The 20,694-nt window shown below is 46.2% G+C and carries 18 protein-coding genes and 1 other annotated feature; of the genes, 10 read left to right on the forward strand and 8 right to left on the reverse strand.

Translation table 11 applies throughout. From position 1 onward, the window contains the following. Nucleotides 1-102 precede the first annotated feature (102 nt). From ffh to rplS, 5 genes are all read left to right on the forward strand, one after another. A complete protein-coding gene (gene ffh / locus TSUB_RS03255) occupies nt 103-1,470 on the forward strand; it encodes a signal recognition particle protein (RefSeq protein ID WP_087018095.1) in 1,368 nt (455 codons plus the stop codon). 151 nt (nt 1,471-1,621) lie between these two features. After that, nucleotides 1,622-1,867, forward strand: a complete 246-nt coding sequence (gene rpsP, locus TSUB_RS03260) for a 30S ribosomal protein S16 (RefSeq protein WP_087018093.1) — start codon at nt 1,622-1,624, stop codon at nt 1,865-1,867. A gap of 20 nt (nt 1,868-1,887) precedes the next feature. Further along, complete coding sequence (rimM, locus tag TSUB_RS03265) at nt 1,888-2,415, forward strand: ribosome maturation factor RimM (protein ID WP_087018135.1); 528 nt, start codon at nt 1,888-1,890, stop codon at nt 2,413-2,415. A gap of 21 nt (nt 2,416-2,436) precedes the next feature. Then, the gene (gene trmD / locus TSUB_RS03270) at nt 2,437-3,192 is read left to right on the forward strand and encodes a tRNA (guanosine(37)-N1)-methyltransferase TrmD (protein WP_087018091.1); all 756 of its coding nucleotides are present in this window, start codon (nt 2,437-2,439) and stop codon (nt 3,190-3,192) included. A gap of 25 nt (nt 3,193-3,217) precedes the next feature. Further along, the gene (gene rplS, locus TSUB_RS03275; RefSeq protein WP_087018089.1) at nt 3,218-3,568 is read left to right on the forward strand and encodes a 50S ribosomal protein L19; all 351 of its coding nucleotides are present in this window, start codon (nt 3,218-3,220) and stop codon (nt 3,566-3,568) included. Nucleotides 3,569-4,102: 534 nt separating this feature from the next. Here the strand turns inward: rplS and TSUB_RS03280 are convergent. From TSUB_RS03280 to TSUB_RS03295, 4 genes are all read right to left on the reverse strand, one after another. After that, the gene (locus TSUB_RS03280; RefSeq protein WP_087018088.1) at nt 4,103-5,440 is read right to left on the reverse strand and encodes a hypothetical protein; all 1,338 of its coding nucleotides are present in this window, start codon (nt 5,438-5,440) and stop codon (nt 4,103-4,105) included. Nucleotides 5,441-5,940: 500 nt separating this feature from the next. Next, nucleotides 5,941-7,413 carry a carbon starvation CstA family protein gene (locus tag TSUB_RS03285; protein ID WP_087019097.1) on the reverse strand — a complete coding sequence of 491 codons (1,473 nt, stop codon included), beginning with the start codon at nt 7,411-7,413 and terminating at the stop codon, nt 5,941-5,943. A gap of 225 nt (nt 7,414-7,638) precedes the next feature. Next, a complete protein-coding gene (btsR, locus tag TSUB_RS03290; RefSeq protein WP_087019095.1) occupies nt 7,639-8,352 on the reverse strand; it encodes a two-component system response regulator BtsR in 714 nt (237 codons plus the stop codon). Then, nucleotides 8,349-10,034, reverse strand: coding sequence for a sensor histidine kinase (locus TSUB_RS03295; protein WP_087019093.1), 1,686 nt, complete (start codon nt 10,032-10,034; stop codon nt 8,349-8,351). The genes btsR and TSUB_RS03295 overlap by 4 nt, the downstream gene beginning before the upstream one ends. A 193-nt stretch (nt 10,035-10,227) precedes the next feature. Here TSUB_RS03295 and TSUB_RS03300 point away from each other — a divergent pair, with 193 nt between their 5' ends. Both TSUB_RS03300 and tyrA read left to right on the forward strand, forming a co-directional pair. Further along, nucleotides 10,228-11,301, forward strand: coding sequence for a 3-deoxy-7-phosphoheptulonate synthase (locus tag TSUB_RS03300; protein WP_087019091.1), 1,074 nt, complete (start codon nt 10,228-10,230; stop codon nt 11,299-11,301). A gap of 15 nt (nt 11,302-11,316) precedes the next feature. After that, nucleotides 11,317-12,444, forward strand: coding sequence for a bifunctional chorismate mutase/prephenate dehydrogenase (gene tyrA / locus TSUB_RS03305; RefSeq protein ID WP_087019089.1), 1,128 nt, complete (start codon nt 11,317-11,319; stop codon nt 12,442-12,444). A gap of 62 nt (nt 12,445-12,506) precedes the next feature. Here the strand turns inward: tyrA and pheA are convergent, their stop codons facing one another. The 3 genes from pheA to bamD all read right to left on the reverse strand — a co-directional run bounded on the left by pheA (nt 12,507) and on the right by bamD (nt 15,451). Continuing rightward, the gene (gene pheA / locus TSUB_RS03310; protein WP_087019087.1) at nt 12,507-13,694 is read right to left on the reverse strand and encodes a prephenate dehydratase; all 1,188 of its coding nucleotides are present in this window, start codon (nt 13,692-13,694) and stop codon (nt 12,507-12,509) included. Nucleotides 13,695-13,724: 30 nt separating this feature from the next. Further along, nucleotides 13,725-13,850 (reverse strand) — a sequence feature (Phe leader region). A gap of 96 nt (nt 13,851-13,946) precedes the next feature. Continuing rightward, nucleotides 13,947-14,288: a ribosome hibernation-promoting factor, HPF/YfiA family gene (gene hpf, locus TSUB_RS03315; RefSeq protein WP_087019085.1), complete on the reverse strand. Its 342-nt coding sequence runs from the start codon at nt 14,286-14,288 to the stop codon at nt 13,947-13,949. Between the two features lie 434 nt (nt 14,289-14,722). Continuing rightward, nucleotides 14,723-15,451: an outer membrane protein assembly factor BamD gene (gene bamD / locus TSUB_RS03320; RefSeq protein ID WP_087019084.1), complete on the reverse strand. Its 729-nt coding sequence runs from the start codon at nt 15,449-15,451 to the stop codon at nt 14,723-14,725. A 136-nt stretch (nt 15,452-15,587) separates the two neighbouring features. Between bamD and rluD the strand changes: the two genes are divergently transcribed. Next, on the forward strand, nt 15,588-16,562 hold the full coding sequence (gene rluD, locus TSUB_RS03325) for a 23S rRNA pseudouridine(1911/1915/1917) synthase RluD (protein WP_087019099.1): 975 nt from the start codon (nt 15,588-15,590) through the stop codon (nt 16,560-16,562). Nucleotides 16,563-16,564: 2 nt separating this feature from the next. Then, the gene (yfiH, locus tag TSUB_RS03330; protein ID WP_087019082.1) at nt 16,565-17,308 is read left to right on the forward strand and encodes a purine nucleoside phosphorylase YfiH; all 744 of its coding nucleotides are present in this window, start codon (nt 16,565-16,567) and stop codon (nt 17,306-17,308) included. Here yfiH and TSUB_RS03335 read toward each other — a convergent pair. Then, complete coding sequence (locus TSUB_RS03335; RefSeq protein ID WP_087019080.1) at nt 17,301-17,675, reverse strand: hypothetical protein; 375 nt, start codon at nt 17,673-17,675, stop codon at nt 17,301-17,303. The genes yfiH and TSUB_RS03335 overlap by 8 nt on opposite strands. A 278-nt stretch (nt 17,676-17,953) precedes the next feature. Between TSUB_RS03335 and clpB the strand changes: the two genes are divergently transcribed. Continuing rightward, complete coding sequence (gene clpB / locus TSUB_RS03340; RefSeq protein ID WP_087019078.1) at nt 17,954-20,530, forward strand: ATP-dependent chaperone ClpB; 2,577 nt, start codon at nt 17,954-17,956, stop codon at nt 20,528-20,530. The last annotated feature ends 164 nt before the right edge of the window (nt 20,531-20,694 follow it).

The following is a 20,694-nucleotide window of genomic DNA, read 5'->3' on the forward strand; positions in this document are numbered from 1 at the left end:
GCGCGATTGGATGAGTGGCTATCTGTAGATATCCGCATCGCCTTGATTAAGGTATACTGAGCAATATTTTGTCTTTTGGTCGCGTATTGAGCGAGTTGCATTATGTTTGAGAATTTAACCGACCGACTGTCGCGCACGCTAAAAAATATCAGCGGGCGTGGCCGTCTAACTGACGACAATATTAAGGATACCCTGCGTGAAGTACGCATGGCGCTGCTGGAAGCAGACGTTGCTTTGCCGGTTGTTCGTGATTTCGTCAAGCGCGTCAAAGAGCGTGCGGTAGGTGTTGAGGTTTCTAAAAGCCTGACACCAGGACAAGAGTTCATCAAGATTGTTCAAGCTGAGCTTGAACTTGTGATGGGTGAGTCCAATGAAGCATTAGATTTAGCAGCACAGCCCCCGGCTGTGATTTTGATGGCGGGCCTTCAAGGTGCGGGTAAAACCACCAGTGTCGGTAAACTGGGTAAACTGCTAAAAGAGAAGCACAAGAAAAAAGTGCTGGTGGTTTCTGCGGATGTCTATCGCCCTGCGGCGATTAAACAGCTAGAGACCTTGGCAACCGATGTTGGGGTTGATTTCTTCCCATCAACAGCCGATCAGAAACCTGTTGCGATTGCCAAAGAGGCGATTGCACACGGCAAACTGAAGTTTTATGACGTCGTGATCGTCGATACCGCTGGTCGTCTTGCGGTTGATGAAGCGATGATGGACGAGATTAAAGACGTCCATGCCGCGATTAACCCGGTCGAAACTCTGTTCGTTGTCGATGCAATGACGGGTCAAGATGCGGCGAACACCGCAAAAGCCTTTAACGATGCTCTGCCATTGACCGGTGTTGTATTGACCAAGGTAGATGGTGATGCGCGTGGTGGTGCGGCACTCTCTGTTCGTCATATCACCGGTAAACCAATCAAATTCTTAGGTGTTGGTGAGAAGACCGACGCACTTGAAGCATTCCATCCAGACCGTGTCGCATCACGCATTCTCGGTATGGGTGATGTCCTATCGTTGATCGAAGACCTTGAGCGCAATGTTGATAAAGACAAAGCGCAAGAGTTAGCGAAGAAGTTTAAAGAGAAGAAAGGTTTTGATCTTGAAGACTTCCGCGATCAGTTGCAGCAGATGAACAACATGGGCGGCATGATGGGTATGATGGATAAACTGCCCGGTATGTCTAACTTGCCATCGAATGTGAAAGATAAAGTGGATGATAAGGTGTTTAAACAGATGGAGGCGATCATCAACTCCATGACACCGAAAGAGCGTCAACGTCCTGACCTGATTAAAGGTTCGCGTAAAAAGCGTATTGCTGCGGGTTCAGGGACACAGGTACAAGATGTGAATAAACTGTTGAAACAGTTTACCCAGATGCAAAAGATGATGAAGAAAATGCAGAAGGGTGGTATCCGCAATATGATGCGAAACATGCAAGGCATGATGCCTGGCGGTGGTATGTTCCCGGGCCGCTAAGCTTTTTATTCTCTGTGAGTCATTTTGCTGGCGAAAAATTAGCTAAAGCAGTTGCAATCACCGAGATAAAGAGTAAAATTCCCGAGCTTAATTTGGCACGGGCCCCGTTTTATCGGGGCCAATTTAATTTCAGTAATGCAAAGAGGACGATATGGTAACCATTCGTTTGGCACGTCACGGTGCGAAAAAACGCCCATTTTATCAAATCGTTGTAGCTGACTCACGTTTCAAGCGTGACGGTCGTTACATCGAGAACGTTGGTTTCTTCAACCCACTGGCTAAAGGCCAAGAAGAGCGTTTACGTTTGGACCTAGACCGCGTTAACCACTGGGTTGGCGAAGGTGCTACGGTTTCTGACCGTGCCGCTAAACTAATCAAAGACGCTGCTAAAGCTTAATTGATTGGTAGATGGGAAATATGAGCAAGCAAGAACTTGTTGTAGTCGGCAAGCTAGGTGCTACTTATGGTATCCGCGGCTGGCTCAAGATTTTTTCCTACACAGAAGAAGCCGAAAACATTTTTAGCTACACACCATGGTTCATTCATGTGCATGGTGAGTGGAAAACGTTTTCTGTTGAAAGCTGGAAACGTCACAATCAGGGCTGGATAGTGAAGTTGGATAACATTGAGATTCGAGAAGAAGCTCAGGTGTTTACTAACGCTGAAATCGCTGTTCCTGCGGATGCATTACCTGCGCTATCTGATGATGAGTTTTATCATCGTGAGTTGGTTGGGATGAAGGTGGTAACCTCACAAGGTTATGACTTGGGCAAAGTGACCGATGTACTGGAAACTGGCTCAAATGATGTATTGGTAGTTAAAGCTAACCTGAAAGACGCTTTTGGCCAAAAGGAACGCTTAATCCCGTTCCTCGATGAGCAGGTCATCAAGTCGATTGATCGCGCTGCTCAACGGATCGAAGTTGACTGGGATCCTGGATTCTAACCCTAGTAAAGGAACGAACAGATGAAGGTTGGCGTTGTAAGCCTGTTTCCGGAGATGTTCGATACCATTACTAATTTTGGGGTGACGGGCCAGGCGGTAAAAAAAGGCCTTTTGTCATTGGATGTTTGGAATCCTCGTGATTTCACCCATGACAAACACCGTACGGTTGATGATAAACCTTATGGTGGCGGACCTGGAATGCTAATGATGGTACAGCCTCTGCGCGATGCCATTCAGACAGCAAAACAGCATGTAGGCGAAACGGCGAAAGTGATCTACCTTTCTCCTCAAGGACGCAAGCTTGATCAAGCGGGTGTTGAGGAACTCGCCGCGAACGAGAATTTGATTCTTGTCTGTGGCCGATATGAAGGGATAGATGAGCGCATTATCCAGCAAGAGATTGACGAAGAGTGGTCGATTGGGGATTTTGTGCTGACTGGTGGCGAGCTACCAGCCATGACATTAGTTGATGCTGTAGTACGTTTTGTACCCGGTGTCCTTGGTGACATGGCCTCAGCAGAAGAAGACTCTTTTGCTAACGGATTGCTTGATCATCCTCACTATACTCGTCCTGAAACCTTGGATGGTGAAACTGTTCCTGCAGTCTTACTTTCAGGGAACCATAAGGACATTCGCCGCTGGCGACTCAAGCAGTCGTTAGGCCGCACTTGGCTACGAAGACCAGAGCTCCTGGAAAACCTAGCTCTGACTGACGATCAGGAATTATTGCTCAGCGAATTTATTCGCGAATACCGAGCAGATAATCAATTTAACTAGTATCAGTTTATTCTAGGGTATAGAAATGAGTAACATCATCAAACAGCTCGAACAAGAGCAAATGAAACAAGACATTCCTGCTTTTGCACCTGGTGACACAGTTGTTGTTCAGGTTAAAGTAAAAGAAGGTGAGCGTGAGCGTCTTCAGGCGTTCGAAGGCGTGGTTATCGCTAAGCGTAACCGTGGTCTGCACTCTGCATTTACCGTTCGTAAGATCTCTAACGGTGAAGGTGTTGAGCGTGCATTCCAAACTCACTCTCCACTAGTTGACAGCATTACTGTTAAGCGTCGTGGTGCAGTTCGTCGTGCCAAGCTGTACTACCTACGTGAGCGTTCTGGTAAATCAGCACGTATCCGTGAGAAGCTGGCTAAGTAATCGTTCGCGATTAATTAGTGAGATAGAGACCCGCCTCAATGAGGCGGGTTTTTTTATATCTTGGCTTTACATGTACAGCTTGGGTAGCTTTTGGTCTGCAGGTGCTCAAAAGGTTCTATCGCGATATTCTCATTTTTAATAATTAAAACAGTAGCTTACTTATTTAACCTTTAGGTATGTACAGCATTGTTAGCTTTTGGACTTCAGTAGGTAAAAACTCGAAAAGCTGCACCTTATAAAAATCACTTAAAAATCAATAGTTTAATCTATGTACTGGTGATGTTCGTGACAGCGTGCAGCTTTTAGGTGCTCTAGATGCTAAAAGGTGCTTTTATCGGGGTGGTTTAATATAGATAGCGACTGAGAATTTTTACAATCTATAGCTTTAAAGTGGGCTATTTGGCTGAAGAGTGTGGGGTAGGAGATTAGGCTATACGCTGTTGACTACCAAGAGTGGGTTTAGAAATAGCAAGTAGAGTCGCTAAAATAAGAGCAGCCAAAGGCTGCTCTTTACTAGTCATTTTCCCACGGGAGTTAGTGAGGAAGGTTACCAGTCCAGATGTAGTGACGATCTGTTGTTTGTAGTGCTTCAACGCTATCAACAACATTATCTGAAACAGTCTCTAAGTTTAGATCGAGCTCACCATCGAAGAACGCAGCGTACTTACCGTTTTGCTCAAAGTTAGCAATGAAAAGAGATTTGCCGATGTATTGATCTGCAATTTCTGGAGTTGGGCGCACAACAGGCGTTGCAATAGTGCTGTTGTAACCAGAACCCAATACAACGTGTGATAATGTGACTTCTTCACCACTTGCATAGGTTACAAATAGTTCTACTAGATCAGCATTGAAATCATTAAGTTCGAACTCAAAAACTTGCGGTGAGTTATTTCTTACGTAAAAGGTGTCGATTGAACGATTCGGTACAGTCACATTGCGCTCGTTAGAGAACAATGTCGAACCAAAACTAAACACATTCATGTTGTGATCTTGGTGTTCAGAGCTCGCAACATCAAATTGACCCATTCCGCCTTCAATTTGAGGGAAAGGAATAAGGGTTTGTAGTGGTGATTGAGTATCTTCAATCGCAGTATTGGCATTACTGAAGTAAGTGTAGCCATCTACGCGGTAAGAAGCAGAATCCCAATTTGCGAGTGCTTCTGAATTCAAAGTAACACCATCGACATCTTGAAGGCGATCAGCGTCAAACTTGAAGAACTCTTTGTCACGTAACTCGTCAATAGAAACGAATGCAGCTTGGCGCGGTTCATCATAGCGGTCAGTTGAGACTGTGGTGTAAACCATAACGCCAGGTAGGTCATTAGTTAGCTCTAGTCGACCCGCTTCGTCTAGTTCCGGGATGGTGTGTAGCCCTGGTAGGTTAGGTAGAGCAAACGCGATGTCAATGTAACGAAGCTGCTCGATTTCAGGCTCGTCAATCATTTCAACACAATGTTCGAGAGAAGTGCCTTTGTAATCATCGATGTATAGAGCGGCATTAGCAGTCACGATCTCTTTTTGGAAAGAGTAAATCGTTTCATTTGCTGCTAACTTGTAGTGAGCTTGGGATGGATTAAGAGTGACATAGTGATGTGCAGGCACATCTTTGAATGAAATCTCACCATTCGAGTCTGTAGTCAACGTCTTCGCGTAATCACCGTTTTCATCGTGAACGAGTACTTCAAAATCGGAAATGGCACACTCGAAGTTGCGCTTGTTATGACCATTTACATCTTCAGTTGTTGAAGTCATAACGGTTTTTACCGTCAGAGTATTGTTTACCACTGGTGCCGGAGACTCGCTAGTAGACGAGCTATTACAACCCGCCAGTAATGCAGCACCGACAAATAGGGTTAGAGTTTTGATTTTCATTGTAGCCTCACTGATTAGTTTTACAGGCTATTTATATCAAACCCAAAGAGGTATTAATTCGTACTGCTTTAAGTCGATGTAACAAAATATTTTATATGAAAAACAATGACTAATGTTTGGCGGGGTTTTATCAAGGCTAATCTAAGATATTTTTTTGAACTGCCTCTAAGCTTGGATTTTAAGCGAGCTGAAGATGAAGCTGTAATGTTAATGGTTTGATTTTAAAAATGTTTTAATGGATTTAGGTGAGTGCTGTATTTATATATAAAATGGGTTGCTTATTCTGTTGTGTTACATTTTGAAATACACTTTCTGTCGAGAGGCAGTATTTACGCTATTACATTGAAATTTGTCGGTTGTGTAAAAGTATATTTTTGAAATCTCATTTAAATTAACGAATTTCAAAGATTGATTTTATTAACGACTTAAATGAATATCGGTATGTAATGAATAAAGCCACTCAATGAGTGGCTTTATTGTTATATAACTTGTGATAGGAATTAAGCGGTTTTGGCTTGCTCTACTTCTTCTTCCTCTGGCTCACCAATACCTTTGAACTTCGTAATAAGCAATGTAATGACGGTGCCTGCCACAACAACGCCTGCTGCTGTAGAGATCGTCATCGGTAGACCGAAGCCTAGTTGGCCGTTGTTAAGAATGAACGTTGTAACAACCGTCGTCATAAACATGGCTGGTACCGAGGTAATCCAGTGTAGCTTGTTGTGACGGAGTAAGTATGCTGACGCAGTCCAAAGCATCATTACCGCAGTCAGCTGGTTAGCGAAACCGAAGTAGCGCCAGATGACGTTGAAGTCTACTTGCGTCAGGATGCCGCCGATGACAAATAGCGGTGCGGCAATAATCAGGCGGTTCTTAATTTGCTTCTGACCCATGTTGAAGTATTCAGCAAGAATGAGACGGCTTGAACGGAAAGCGGTATCGCCAGACGTGATAGGGAGGATAACAACCCCAAGGAAGGCAATGATACCACCAAACACACCCAGTAGACCGAATGATGCAGAGTAAACAACGTTACCTGGGCCACCCGCTGCCACGGCTTCAGAAAGCGAACCAAGGTCACCAAAGAAAGTGAGTGCGATGGTACACCAGATTAGTGCGATAACCCCTTCACCGATCATTGCTCCGTAGAAGACAAAACGGCCATTCTTTTCGTTTTCCATGCAACGTGCCATTAAGGGTGATTGCGTTGCGTGGAAACCTGAGATTGCGCCACAAGCGATGGTAATGAATAGCGCAGGCCAAAGTGGCATGTCGTTCGGGTTGAGGTTACTCATGAAATCGCCAGCAGTGAAGCCATTGAGTAGCGTGTAGTCACTAGAGAAAACGATAGCACCTAGCAGACCAACCGACATGAAGATAAGCAATGCACCGAAGAATGGGTAGAAGCGGCCAATGATTTTATCGACAGGAACGATAGTAGCGATGATGTAGTAAGCAAAGATGATGGCGACCATGGTACCCATAGAGACCGTCATTGAGCTCTGCTCATTCACGAGGTTAGTAATCATGCCTGCTGGTGCAGAAACGAAAACAACACCGACAAGGATCAACAACACGAGCGCAAAGATGTTCATAAAGTGTTTAGCGCCGTTGCCCAAGTAGCGTCCGGTCAAAGTTGGTACAGAAGCACCACCGTTGCGAACGGATAGCATGCCTGAGAAGTAGTCGTGTGTCGCACCAGCGAAGATACAACCAAACACGATCCAAAGGAGTGCAGAAGGCCCGTATAGTGCGCCGAGAATGGGACCGAAAATGGGGCCTACGCCAGCGATGTTCAATAATTGAACCAGATACACTTTTTTGTTCGACATTGGCACGTAGTCAACGCCGTCAGTTTTAGTGTGAGCGGGAGTTTTACGGTTTTCGTTGATGCCAAATACGCGTTCAACAAAGCTGCCGTAGATAAAATATCCACCGATTAGAGCGGCAACACAAAGCAGGAACCAAGTCATCGCGGTTATCCTTCTGCAAGTTGAGGGTTAAATTGAGTACTTTTGCCATGATACTTCGTTATTTTCGAAATGCGCGTTCGGAATAGCCGAGTGGAGGTATAGCCGTGCGAGTGGTCGATATAGGGATTAAGTGGTTCAGCGGCAGTTCAGCGTGTGACTTGGCTCAAAAATTGGATGAAGCCGCGTCAGATAAGGGCTGACGCGGAATACCCCGGAGAGGAAATATCAATAGTGCAGGCCTAAGAGGTCTTTTAGCGGTTTTAAGTAGCGACGACTGATCGGAATTTGATGGTTGGATGGGGTAATCACCTCCGCTAATCCATTCTCCAATAGACGAACTTCACGGATTTGCTTCGGGTTAACCAGATATTGACGATGGCATCGAAAAAGAGGTGTTTTGTCTTCGAGGGTTTTCAGTGTCAGCTGTGTTGTCGCTTGCTGTTCAGCCGTGTACACCGTGACGCCACTTAGGCTGCTACTGACAAACTCAATCTCATGTGTCGGCACAATGAGAATACGATTGTGCCCAGAGCACGGTATCTGCTCTAACGTCTCTTGTGTCAATGGCGTGACATCTTGTGCGGTAGAACGTTTGAGTTTTTCGAGTGTTTTGCGTAACCGATGCTCTTCTAGGGGTTTGAGTAAGTAGTCGAACGCATTCTCTTCGAAAGCTTGAATCGCGTACTCATCATAGGCGGTGACAAAGACAATTTTTGGCATGGTGTCTTGGTCCATCATACTCAAAAGCTCTATCCCGGTGATCTGAGGCATTTGGATATCGAGAAAGACAACATCGGGTTTATCTTGATGGATCTTCTTTAATGCTTCTATCGCATTACTACATTGACCAATGATCTCAATGTCACCCGCTTCTTCAAGCAGCTCAATTAACTCTTCTCGCGCGAACAGCTCATCATCGACGACAAGGGCAGTAATCATATATCGGTTCTCACTGAGTGCGGCAGCAAAATAGAAGCACGAGTCCAGCTTTCAGGCTGGCTGCTCAATGTCAGACCATATTGCTCACCAAAAAGGTTTTTAATCCGTTTATCGACGATCCTTGTCCCTAAACCGCCTTTACTGGGCGTTTCAGGGTTGTAATTACCTGCATTATCTTCAACTTGCAGCAATACGCCTTCCGCGGTGATTTGCGCACTCACCGTCACTTGACCACTGTCGAGCAGATGAGAGGTGCCATGTTTGATGGCATTTTCTACCAAGGGTTGCAGTGTGAAGGTCGGTACTGTGATGTTGAGTAAACTCGGCTCTATCTGCACATCTAACGAGAGACGGTCAGAGAAGCGGGCGAGCTCAATCTTCATGTAAGACTGTATGTGCTCTAGCTCCTCTTTTAGCGTAATGGTGTCGCTGTTTTGTTTCAGGTTGCGACGGAAAAATTGTGATAAATGTTGGATCAAATCTCGTGCTCGGTCTGGGTCTCGACGCACAACGGCACTGATTGTATTCAAAGCGTTGAATAAAAAATGTGGATTAACTTGAGCCTGCAATAGCTTGAGTTCTGCTTTGGTGAGCAGGGACTTTTGTTGTAAAAAGCGGCTAGTGAGAATCTGATTGGAGAGCAGTTTTGCGATGCCTTCCCCTAGCGTCAGATTAATGGTCGAAAAGAGTTTTCGCTTAGGCTCATAGAGCTTAATGGTACCGATGACGTCATCGTCCCCCCCTTTTAATGGAATGACGAGTGACGATCCGAGTTTACAGTTGGGATCGATGGAGCATTGGTAAGGCTCTTCATAGCCATCGGCATAGATGAGTTCTTTGCCAAGAATAGCGCGTTGTGTGCAGTGAGATGAAATCATCGTTCCCGGTAAGTGATGGTCGTCACCGATGCCAATAAACGCGAGGATCTTTTCTCTATCGGTGATCGAAACAGCACCAACCCCTGTCTCTTCATAAATGATCCGCGCGATGCGTTCGGCACTTTTGGGATTGAAGCCATCGCTGAAAACTCCGACGCTGCGCTGGGCAATTTTTAGCGCACGGCTAGTGAAAGCGGCGGAGTATTTTTCGTAGATCGCCTTTCGGTCTTGAATGATGCTCATAAATAGCGCGGCACCGACCGAGTTAGCAATGATCATGGGTAATGCGATAGCACTAACCAGTTCGTAAGCTTGGTCAAAAGGTTTGGCTACTAACAAGATAATCGCCATTTGGCAAATTTCTGCGGCGAGTGTTATCGCAAACACGATCCCAGGTTTGAAGATATCTTCTACTCGGCCGCGACGAACAAGATAGATATGGAGTAGGCCTCCCATGAGGCCTTCCACCGTCGTTGAAATCGCGCAGGCGACATCAGTGAAACCTCCCATGCTGTAGCGGTGCATTCCGCCCGTAAAGCCGACCGCAAAACCTACCACTGGCCCGCCTAATAGGCCGCCCATGACGGCCCCTATTGCCCGGGTATTGGCAATGGCATCTTGAATTTGCAAGCCAAAGTAAGTGCCAAGCACGCAGAACAATGAAAACAAGACATAACAGGTCAGTCGCTGTGAGCCGCTGCCAGACACACTCATTAAGGGCATAAAGAGTGGGGTTTTACTGAGGAGGTAGGCGATAACCAGATACACACTCAGTTGTTGCAATAGTGAAAATATCAGATCCATCTCAGTACTCATGTTCGTGATGTAATGGCTGCATCATACGCCGCTAGCGAAAGGGAGTAAAAAACAACGCTGTGTAAATTTTTATTTACGTATGGATTTTTTTATTTACAGGCTATTGCGATGGGTAGGAAAGTCTTGATATGGTGTGCTCAAGATCACGCCAGCGCGTGGAAAAGATTCGCAAGGAAGACTGATGCAGAGAGATCAACTCAACAACGTACACATTAGCGATGAGCAAGTACTTATTACACCTCAGCAACTTAAAGACAAATTGCCTTTGAGTGAAAAAGGGAATGCCTTTATATGCCAGTCTCGCAAAGAGATTGCCGATATTATCCACAAACGTGACCATCGGTTATTGATTGTGTGTGGCCCGTGCTCCATTCATGATATTGATGCAGCGAAAGCCTACGCGCAGAAACTCAAAGCACTGTCTGATCAACTCAGCGATCAACTTTATATTGTGATGCGGGTTTACTTTGAGAAACCACGCACAACTGTGGGGTGGAAAGGTTTGATCAACGACCCGCACCTTGATGGCAGCTTTGAGATTGAAGAAGGCCTGCATCAAGCACGTCAATTGTTGATTGATTTGACCGAAATGGAAATTCCATTGGCAACAGAAGCCTTGGATCCGATAAGTCCTCAATACTTGGGGGATCTGTTCAGTTGGGCTGCGATTGGCGCGCGAACAACGGAGTCACAAACTCACCGTGAAATGGCGAGCGGCCTCTCTATGCCTGTGGGTTTCAAAAATGGTACCGATGGTAGTTTAGGTACTGCAATTAATGCGATGCAGGCGGCGGCAAATGGTCACCGCTTTATGGGCATTAACCGTCAAGGGCAAGTCGCCTTGCTCAGTACACAAGGAAACCCAGATGGTCATGTGATTCTGCGCGGCGGGAAGCAGACCAATTATGATTCAGTCTCTGTTTCTGAATGTGAGACTGAAATGCAGGCGTCAGGCTTAGATCCTGCGTTGATGATTGACTGTAGTCATGCAAATTCACGCAAGGACTACCGCCGTCAGCCGTTAGTGGCTGAGGATGTACTTCACCAAATTCGTGAAGGCAATCGTTCAATCATAGGTGTGATGTTAGAGAGTCATCTCAATGAGGGAAATCAGCCGTCGAATATTCCTCGCGATGAGATGCAATATGGTGTATCAATCACAGATGCCTGTATTAATTGGCAAAGTACGGAAGCATTACTGCGTCATACCCACCAAGAGTTGACGCCGTTTTTAGAAGAAAGAATAAAAGCATAAAGGATTGAGCATTTCATGGTTGCAGAGTTATCACAGCTACGGGACAAGATCGACGCAGTTGACAAACAGATGGTGGCGTTGCTAGCGGAGCGTTTAGCGCTGGTGGCAGAAGTGGGGGAAGTGAAGAGTGAACATGGTTTGCCTATCTACGCCCCCGATCGCGAAGCTGCGATGTTAGCGTCACGGCGTGAAGAAGCCTCTTTACAAGGGGTGCCACCCGATTTGATTGAAGATATTCTGCGCCGCACCATGCGTGAGTCTTACGCTAGCGAAAATGACTCTGGCTTTAAATGCCTGAATCCTGAATTGCGCCCGATCGTTATCGTGGGTGGCCATGGTCAACTTGGGCGGTTGTTTCGACGACTGTTTGAGCTCTCTGGCTACCAAGTCAGAGTGCTAGGCAGCAAGGACTGGGATAAAGCTGAAGAAATGGTCGCAGATGCGGGCATGGTGGTGGTTACAGTGCCGATCCATCTCACTGACAGTGTGATTCGAAAACTACCGTCACTGCCTGACGATTGTATTCTTGCTGATCTTACCTCTATCAAAAGTGAGCCATTGCAAGCCATGCTTGAAGTACACAATGGTCCTGTGGTTGGTTTGCACCCGATGTTTGGTCCGGATATCCCAAGTTTAGCGAAGCAGGTCGTTATTTACTGTGATGGCCGAATGCCAGAAACATACCAATGGTTGTTAGAGCAGATCCAGATTTGGGGAGCAACCATTGAGCGGATCAGTGCGATCGAGCACGATCAAGGTATGACCTTGATTCAAGCACTACGTCACTTCACCTCTTTTGTTTATGGTGTGCACCTAGCAGAAGAAGATCCGCGTCTTGAGCAACTGTTGGCAATGAGTTCACCTATCTATCGCTTAGAGTTGGCGATGGTTGGGCGCTTGTTTGCACAAGACGGCACGTTGTACGGCGACATCATTATGTCTTCCCCGCAAAATCTAGCGATGATCAAACGTTTCCATCAACGTTTTGGTGAAGCGATTAAGCTGTTGGAGTCACAAGACAAGTCAGGCTTCAAGCAAGCGTTTGATCAAGTTGAGTTGTGGTTTGGAGATTTTGCTGGTCGCTTCTTAAAAGAGAGTCAGGGATTACTGAAGCAAGCGAATGATGCCACTCATCGTGGATAATGGGTTGTGATTAAAAGCGGGCCTCATAGCGAGGCCCGCTTTTTTATAGTTCGTTGACTCTGTTAGCTGTCAATTAACTCACCCGTTTGTGGATCAACGGGTTTCACGTTTTCTGAAGGATAGCAGCCTAACACTTTGATAGTTCGGGTTAGTCGGGTTAACTCTTCCATTGCTTGCTGCATGTTGTCGGCTTTGATGTTAGCTTCAACGTCCAGATAGAACATCTCTTCCCATGGGTTGCCCATCACCGGGCGAGACTCCAGTTTTGCCATATTGATATGTTGATTGCGCAGCACCAACAAGCATTCGACTAAAGAGCCCGGCTTTTGGTCTGTTGACATTATGAGTGTCGTTTTCGCAGGCACCAATGGCGTAACATCCACAGCTTTTCGAGCAACGATGATAAAGCGCGTATAGTTTTCTTCTTGGTTAGCGATATCGGTTTTTAGTACTTGTAAACCATAGAGTGCGCCGCTGCTCGCATGACCAATCGCCGCAATATTCCCCTGCTTTTTCTCGGCGACAACAGCCATAGCTTCGGCAGTGCTAGAGCAATATTCTTGTGTCACGCCACCAAGGCGATGAACAAACTCACTACACTGCTGGTGGGGTTGCGGATGCGAGTAGAGTGTGTCGATATCTTCTAGTTTGGTATCGACTGCGGTCAGCAAGCAGTGTTCAATCGGTAATGTAATTTCCCCAACAATCGCTAAACGCGTGTGCTGTAGGAGGTCGTAAACCTCATTAATGGAGCCTGAACTGGTGTTTTCGATCGGTAGCACACCATAGTCTGCGTTGCCTTTCTCTACTTGGCTAACAATATCTTTAAAGCTATGACAGCTCATCTCAACAACTTGTGTCTGTTTGCGGCTAAAGTAATTGCGAGTAGCAAGGTGAGAATACGACCCTTTGTTACCGAGGAAGGTAACGCGAGCTGTGGGTTGCGTGCTTTCTGGATTAGTGAGTGTTTGAAGATAAGATTGTTGATAAAGCACAGAGTCGGCAATGATGGTATGGAAAATTTGGGTGACATACTGTGCATCAAGTTGATGTTTTTGCCCCTCAGAAATGAGGCGCTGAAGCAGGAGTTGTTCGCGGGTTTGATCGCGCACGGGCTTAGTGGTGCCTATTTTACTTTTAGCGACTTCAATACTTAGGCTTCGGCGGCGAGCGAGTAAGGCGACGAGCTGATTATCGAGATCGGTTATCTCTTCGCGTATTTGCTCCAGCGGCATAGGGGCGTCTGTCATTGTGTTACCTATAGTCTTTTTGTTCAGCGATATAAAAAAGCCTCCCGGTTGGGAGGCTGTCTGCTTGTCTTGGTTTTCTTTTTCGACTGCGCAGGGCTCCCTCACTGGTTAGGCAAGGTAAAAAAGAAAGCAAAGAAAAACAGAGTTGGTCGCATGTGATTATCTATTCAGAAATAATGAGATTTTTACAATAGGGAGGTTGGCGAGGGATGTCAAGTTTTGAGGTCCCGCCTCTGCGGGACCCTGCAATCCTTATTCAGCTTCTTCTTCAGTCGTTTCGACAACAGGTTGCGCGTGAGAGGCACGGCGTGCTTCAGGTTTATGCTGTTGTTTATTCATCTGACGTTCCATTTTTTGGAACATATCAGTGATTGCCCCATACATGTCTTCATGGTCAGCCGATGCGATGAGTTTACCGCCAGGAATTGATGCAGATGCTTCGATCTTAAAGCGTTTATTAGGCTCTTGGCTGATAACGGCGTGACGTTTTAGCAGAGGAACTTCCCATTTCTCCAATTTGGTGAATTTTGCTTCGATACGAGCGCGGATAGCAGGAGTGACTTCAAGGTTTTTGCCAGTAATTTCTAGATTCATATAGTATTTTCCTCTGTTGCTACCCCTTGTTGGGTTAACTTCAGAATACGGATTTATCGCCTCTATAATGTGATCTAAGTCATGTTTTTGTGCTGATTTTTAAAATGGGTAGGGAAGTGTGAGCAATGAGTGTTTTTGTTTAGTGAATAGGTAAAAAACACTTGTGTGGCCCGTTAAACTTAAGGCAGTATGGAGTTATCGAGAACGCTAATTGCCTGTGCTTTTAGGGGATTCACTCAATCTTCAAAAGTGTGCTGAACAAAAAAACGACAAACAAGCTAATGGGCTTTCGTTGACTGGTTATTGATATTGCTTATGAATTGAGCGCGTTCTGCTTCGGGGACATTCGGCTACAGCTATTCAGGCCGAAGATGACGAGATTAAAAACAAAAAAACCGCGATGGATATCGCGGTTTTTTTGTTCTCGAGGCTGATTAAACCGGATTAAGCTCAATCAGTTCGCGCGTGCGTTGCGCTGGCTCTTCTAATCCCAACTCTTCGTATGCTTTTAACATGTAAGTCAAAGAGCGCTTAGCCGCTTCTGTATTGGGGTAGTGCTGCTGTAATTGCTGAGCGCGGTTAATGGCGGCAATCCAAGCTTCGCGTCGAATATAAAAATCGATGGTGGAGAGCTCATACTCAGCAAGGCGGCTCTTCAAAAAGACCATCCGTGCCTGAGCATCATTGGCGTAAACACTGTCTGGGTAACGCTCTAGAAGACGACGGAAATCAGCAAACGCTTTGCGTGCTGGTTCTGGGTCGCGATCTGAGCGATCAATGTTGAATAGATCATGCATAAAGCTGCGATCTTGTGCCATTGCTGATAGGCCACGCATATAAAGTACCCAGTCAGCACGGTCGTGAGTTGGATGCAATCGATTAAAACGGTTAATCGTTGCTTCACTCAATGCGAGGTCGTCATTCTTGTAGTAAGCGTAGATAAGGTCTAGCTGTACTTGCTCAGAATAAGCACCAAATGGATAACGCGAGTCTAACGCTTCCAGTTTCTCAATCGCAGTTTGCCAACTGCCTTCTTGTAGGGCTGTTTGCGCTTCTGCATAGAGATCTGCTGGAGGAATGTCTGGTACAACCGTTTCTTTGCTGGTAGAGCAACCTGCAAGCAGAGCGATGGCTAATAAGCCGGAAAGGGTTAGTCGTTTCATTACCGCGTAAGCTTCCTTGAACTAAAAATTGTTGCAATAAACGTGTCGGCAGCGCCGATTAGGGATACAATAGCGTAATTCACCTATTTTACGCACCATGCGTCAATTAGTCCCACAGTTTTTAAAAAAGTTCGACATGGCACAGCAGATAGAATTAACCGCAACGGTTGCACCTTCACAATTAGGGCAACGTCTGGATCAGGCGTTAGCTGAATTATTTCCTGATTACTCCCGTTCACGCATCAAGGATTGGATCCTCGAAGAGCGTGTGTTTTTGGAAGGTGAGCTCTGTGCTAAACCTCGTCATAAGGTGATGGGGGGAGAAGATATCCTCATCAAAGCAGAAATTGAAGATGAGCAGCGCTACGAGCCACAAGATATCCCGTTGAATATTGTCTATGAGGACGATGATATCTTAGTGATCAACAAGCCGCGTGGTTTTGTTGTGCATCCCGGTGCGGGTACGCCAGATGGCACCGTGTTGAATGCGTTGCTTTTCCATTACCCTGACATTGCTGAAGTGCCTCGCGCTGGTATTGTTCACCGCCTTGATAAAGAGACCACGGGGTTGATGGTTGTAGCCAAGACGGTGCCAGCACAAACTCGTTTAGTGCGTCAGTTGCAAAAGCGTAAATTTACGCGAGAGTACGAAGCCATTGCCATCGGTAAAATGACGGGAGGAGGCACGGTTGAAAAGCCTATCGGTCGTCATTCAACTAAACGGACATTGATGGCTGTGAACGAGTTGGGCAAGCCTGCAATCACCCATTATCGCGTTGCGGAGCATTACCGTGAGCATACGCGTATCGTACTTCGCCTTGAAACAGGCCGTACGCACCAGATTCGTGTGCACATGGCTTACTTAACGCATCCTCTTGTCGGTGACCCTCAGTATGGCGGACGCCCTCGTCCACCACGTAATGCGGATGACGAACTGGTGCAAGCGCTACGAGGATTTGACCGACAAGCACTGCATGCACGTATGCTTCGTTTAGAGCATCCAACCACGAAAGAGCTGATGGAATGGCACGCACCTGTACCTGATGACATGGTGGCGCTGGCAGAGATTCTCCGCCAAGACATGCTGAAATACGGCGAAGACGAGTATTAACCATGGATTGGATTGTTCCTGAGTGGCCCGCACCAAGAAATGTGAGAGCACTGAGCACGACACGCAGTGGTGGAGTGAGCAAAGCGCCTTATAGCAGTTTCAATCTTGGTGTTCATGTTGGGGATGATCTTATGAAGGTAGAGGAAAATCGCCGTCAATTAGGTCTATCCTTGCCTTCATCGCCTTATTGGCTTAATCAAATACACAGTACGCATGTGATTGATCTAAGTAATGCTGCTTTTGCTGATGGCCCGCCTGATGCGGATGCGTCTTACACCTCTCAGAGGGAAACTGTCGCTCTCGTTATGACGGCGGACTGCCTCCCCGTGCTTTTTTGTGATCAATCCGGATCTGAAGTTGCAGCTGCGCACGCCGGTTGGCGAGGCTTAGTCGATGGTGTGCTAGAAAATACCGTGGCAACGTTTTCGGCACCAGCCAAGGAGATATTGGCTTGGCTAGGACCTGCGATTGGTCCACAAGAGTTTGAAGTGGGCAGTGAAGTCAGAGATGCGTTTATTGCGTTTGATGCGAAAGCAGCCTTAGCATTTACGCCAAAGGGAGAAAAATGGCTAGCTGATATCTATTTGCTGGCTCGACAGCGTTTAGAGGCGCTGGGTGTGAGCGCCATTTATGGCGGCAATTGGTGTACGGTATCCGATGCTCAACGTTTTTTTTCCTATCGTCGAGATGGGCGAACGGGTCGTCAAGCATCGATGATTTGGTTGACCGATGAAGGCATCAATTGATGCACTGCCCGATATCAATGGAAACATGCCCTTTTGCACGGATGAGTTCTGTCACTGCTTCATAAGCGCCGGTATAGGAAGCCGAAAGGGTGAGGATTAAGTTCGATACCCCCTCTGATTCATCGTAGAAAGAAATGCTGGTATTTATAGCTGAATGACGTTCAAATTCTGGCCCTGAGAGTGTTCTTTTTAATGCATCAACATGCTGTTTTAAAATCTGACCAGGGTTTCTGTCCTGGGTATATTCCTCCACGTAAACGTAAGTAACGTGAGCATTATATTCTTCATCCATGCATGCCAAGCTAGTGGGTGAAAAAAACAGGCAACTAAGGCTAGCTCCAATTAAGTACTTCTCTTTCAAAGTCATTTTTCTTTGTCCTACAATCATAAAAAACTGCGATGAATGTGCCGAGAATATTTGCCTACTTGATGGTGGTAGGAAAGCAGTAAACCGAACTTTTCATTTAGTTGCGAATCGCGCCGAACCTCCTTTCTTATCTCTACTTCTATTGCAGCGAATGTTGCGAGCTACCTTCAATTTGATTGGGGCAATTGTATCGTTAGTTTTTGTGCCTGTGGTTGAAAAACGGCGTTGCTATAGCCATATATAAGCATAAGAAGAACGATAATTGATGAGGAAGTCGCATGCGTCTTGACCGATTTACCAGTAAATTTCAGATGGCTATCTCTGATGCTCAATCTTTGGCGTTAGGGCGTGACCATCAGTATATCGAGCCAGAGCACTTAATGGTCGCATTGCTTAATCAAGATGGCAGTACGATTCGTCCCTTAATGACGTTATTGGGTGTTGATGTCGCTCAGTTGCGCTCTCGTCTATCAGAGCTATTAGATCGTTGCCCTAAAGTGAGTGGTATTGGTGGTGATGTCCAGCTTTCGAGTGGCATGGGGATGTTGCTGAACCTTTGCGACAAGCTTGCGCAGAAGAGAAAAGATAAATACATCAGTTCAGAGTTATTCATACTTGCCGCAGTTGAAGACAAAGGGGCGCTAGGAAAGCTACTTAAAGAGTTGCAAATTACTGCCGCGAAAGTGGAAGCGGCAATTGAACAAGTACGCGGTGGTAATAAGGTCGACGATCAAAATGCAGAAGATAATCGTCAGGCGCTTGAAAAGTTCACTATCGATCTGACCGAGCGTGCAGAGCAGGGCAAGTTAGATCCAGTGATTGGTCGAGACGATGAGATTCGCAGAACCATTCAAGTGCTGCAACGAAGAACCAAGAATAACCCGGTAATCATTGGTGAGCCTGGTGTCGGTAAAACCGCGATTGTTGAAGGATTAGCTCAACGAGTTGTGAACGGTGAGGTGCCTGAAGGGTTGAAGAACAAGCGTGTTCTCTCTCTTGATATGGGGGCGTTGATCGCGGGCGCTAAATTCCGTGGTGAGTTTGAAGAACGCTTAAAATCCGTGCTCAATGAACTGGCTAAAGAAGAAGGCAATATCATCTTATTCATTGATGAGCTGCATACCATGGTGGGTGCGGGCAAAGGAGAGGGGGCAATGGATGCAGGTAATATGCTTAAACCTGCTCTCGCCCGAGGTGAGTTGCACTGTGTTGGGGCAACGACATTAGATGAGTACCGACAGTACATCGAAAAAGATGCGGCTTTAGAGCGACGCTTTCAAAAAGTGCTGGTGGATGAACCTAGTGTTGAAGATACCGTCGCTATCTTACGTGGTTTAAAAGAGCGTTATGAGCTTCACCACCATGTTGAAATCACAGACCCAGCTATCGTAGCGGCTGCAAGCTTGTCAAACCGTTATATCTCGGATCGACAACTCCCCGATAAAGCGATTGACCTTATTGATGAGGCGGCGTCAAGCATCCGCATGGAGATAGATTCTAAGCCTGAAGCGTTGGATAAGTTGGAAAGGAAGATAATTCAACTCAAAATTGAACTTCAGGCGATGGAAAAAGAGCAAGATGAAGTGAGTCGTCGACGTAGTGACAGCTTAAAATCTGAGTTGATGGAGAAAGAGCGGGATTTCGCTGAGCTCGAAGAAGTTTGGAAAGCAGAAAAAGCAGCGCTGTCTGGTACTCAGCACATCAAAGCAGAGCTTGAACAAGCGAGAACAGACATGGATATTGCCCGTCGAGCGGGTGATCTCAATCGTATGTCTGAGCTGCAATATGGACGAATTCCTGAGCTAGAGAAGCAGCTCGACTTTGCTTCGTTGGCGGAAATGCAAGAGATGAGTCTGTTGAAAAATAAAGTCACAGACGCAGAAATTGCCGAGGTGCTCTCTCGTCAAACGGGGATTCCTGTTTCTAAGATGCTCGAAGGAGAGAGAGAGAAGCTGCTTAAAATGGAGCAAGCGCTGCATCAACGTGTCATTGGACAAGATGAGGCTGTGGATGCGGTTGCGAATGCCATACGTCGAAGTCGCGCTGGACTTGCTGATCCCAACCGTCCTATCGGCTCTTTCTTGTTCTTGGGGCCAACGGGGGTCGGTAAAACAGAGCTCTGTAAAGCACTAGCGACCTTTATGTTTGATAGCGAAGAAGCCATGGTTCGCATTGACATGTCAGAGTTTATGGAGAAACACTCAGTGGCTCGACTAGTCGGTGCGCCTCCTGGGTATGTCGGTTATGAGGAAGGTGGCTATCTGACTGAAGCGGTGCGTCGTCGTCCCTATTCTGTCATCTTGCTAGATGAAGTCGAGAAAGCCCATCCAGATGTATTTAATATTCTGCTGCAAGTACTCGATGATGGCCGCTTAACGGATGGCCAAGGTCGTACAGTTGATTTTCGCAACTCTGTGGTCATTATGACGTCCAACCTGGGCTCGGATCGTATTCAAGAACATTTTGGTGAACAAGACTACGACGGAATGAAATCCATGGTAATGGAAGTTGTTGGTCATCATTTCAGACCAGAGTTTATTAACCGCGTTGATGAGAGTGTTGTCTTCCACCCGCTCAGTGGTCAACATATTCAGCATATCGCTGAGATTCAATTACAAAAGCTTGCTAACCGTTTAGCTGAGAAAGAGTTTGAATTTACGATTGATGAAGCGGTTTATGAAAAAATAGCGCAAGCAGGATTCGATCCAGTTTACGGCGCGCGGCCACTTAAGCGAGCCATCCAACAACTCGTTGAGAATCCTTTGGCGCAACAGATTCTATCTGGAGAGCTGACTCCGGATAAACCTTTAAAGCTCGAAGTGAAAGAGGATGAAGTTATTGCTACTCAGCTTTAATTTCATGCTATTGGTGAAAATTTGATTGAAAAATGGCGTCTTTGTGTGATTTTTATCCGCTTGGCGCCATTTTTTTAATTTTCTCTTAAAAAGGGGTTGCCAGCAAAAAATCTATCCCTATAATGCGCTTCCGTTGTCACGGAAAACACAGCGTTATTCGCAGG

The sequence above is a fragment of the Thaumasiovibrio subtropicus genome, assembly GCF_019703835.1.
Lineage (GTDB): Bacteria > Pseudomonadota > Gammaproteobacteria > Enterobacterales > Vibrionaceae > Thaumasiovibrio > Thaumasiovibrio subtropicus.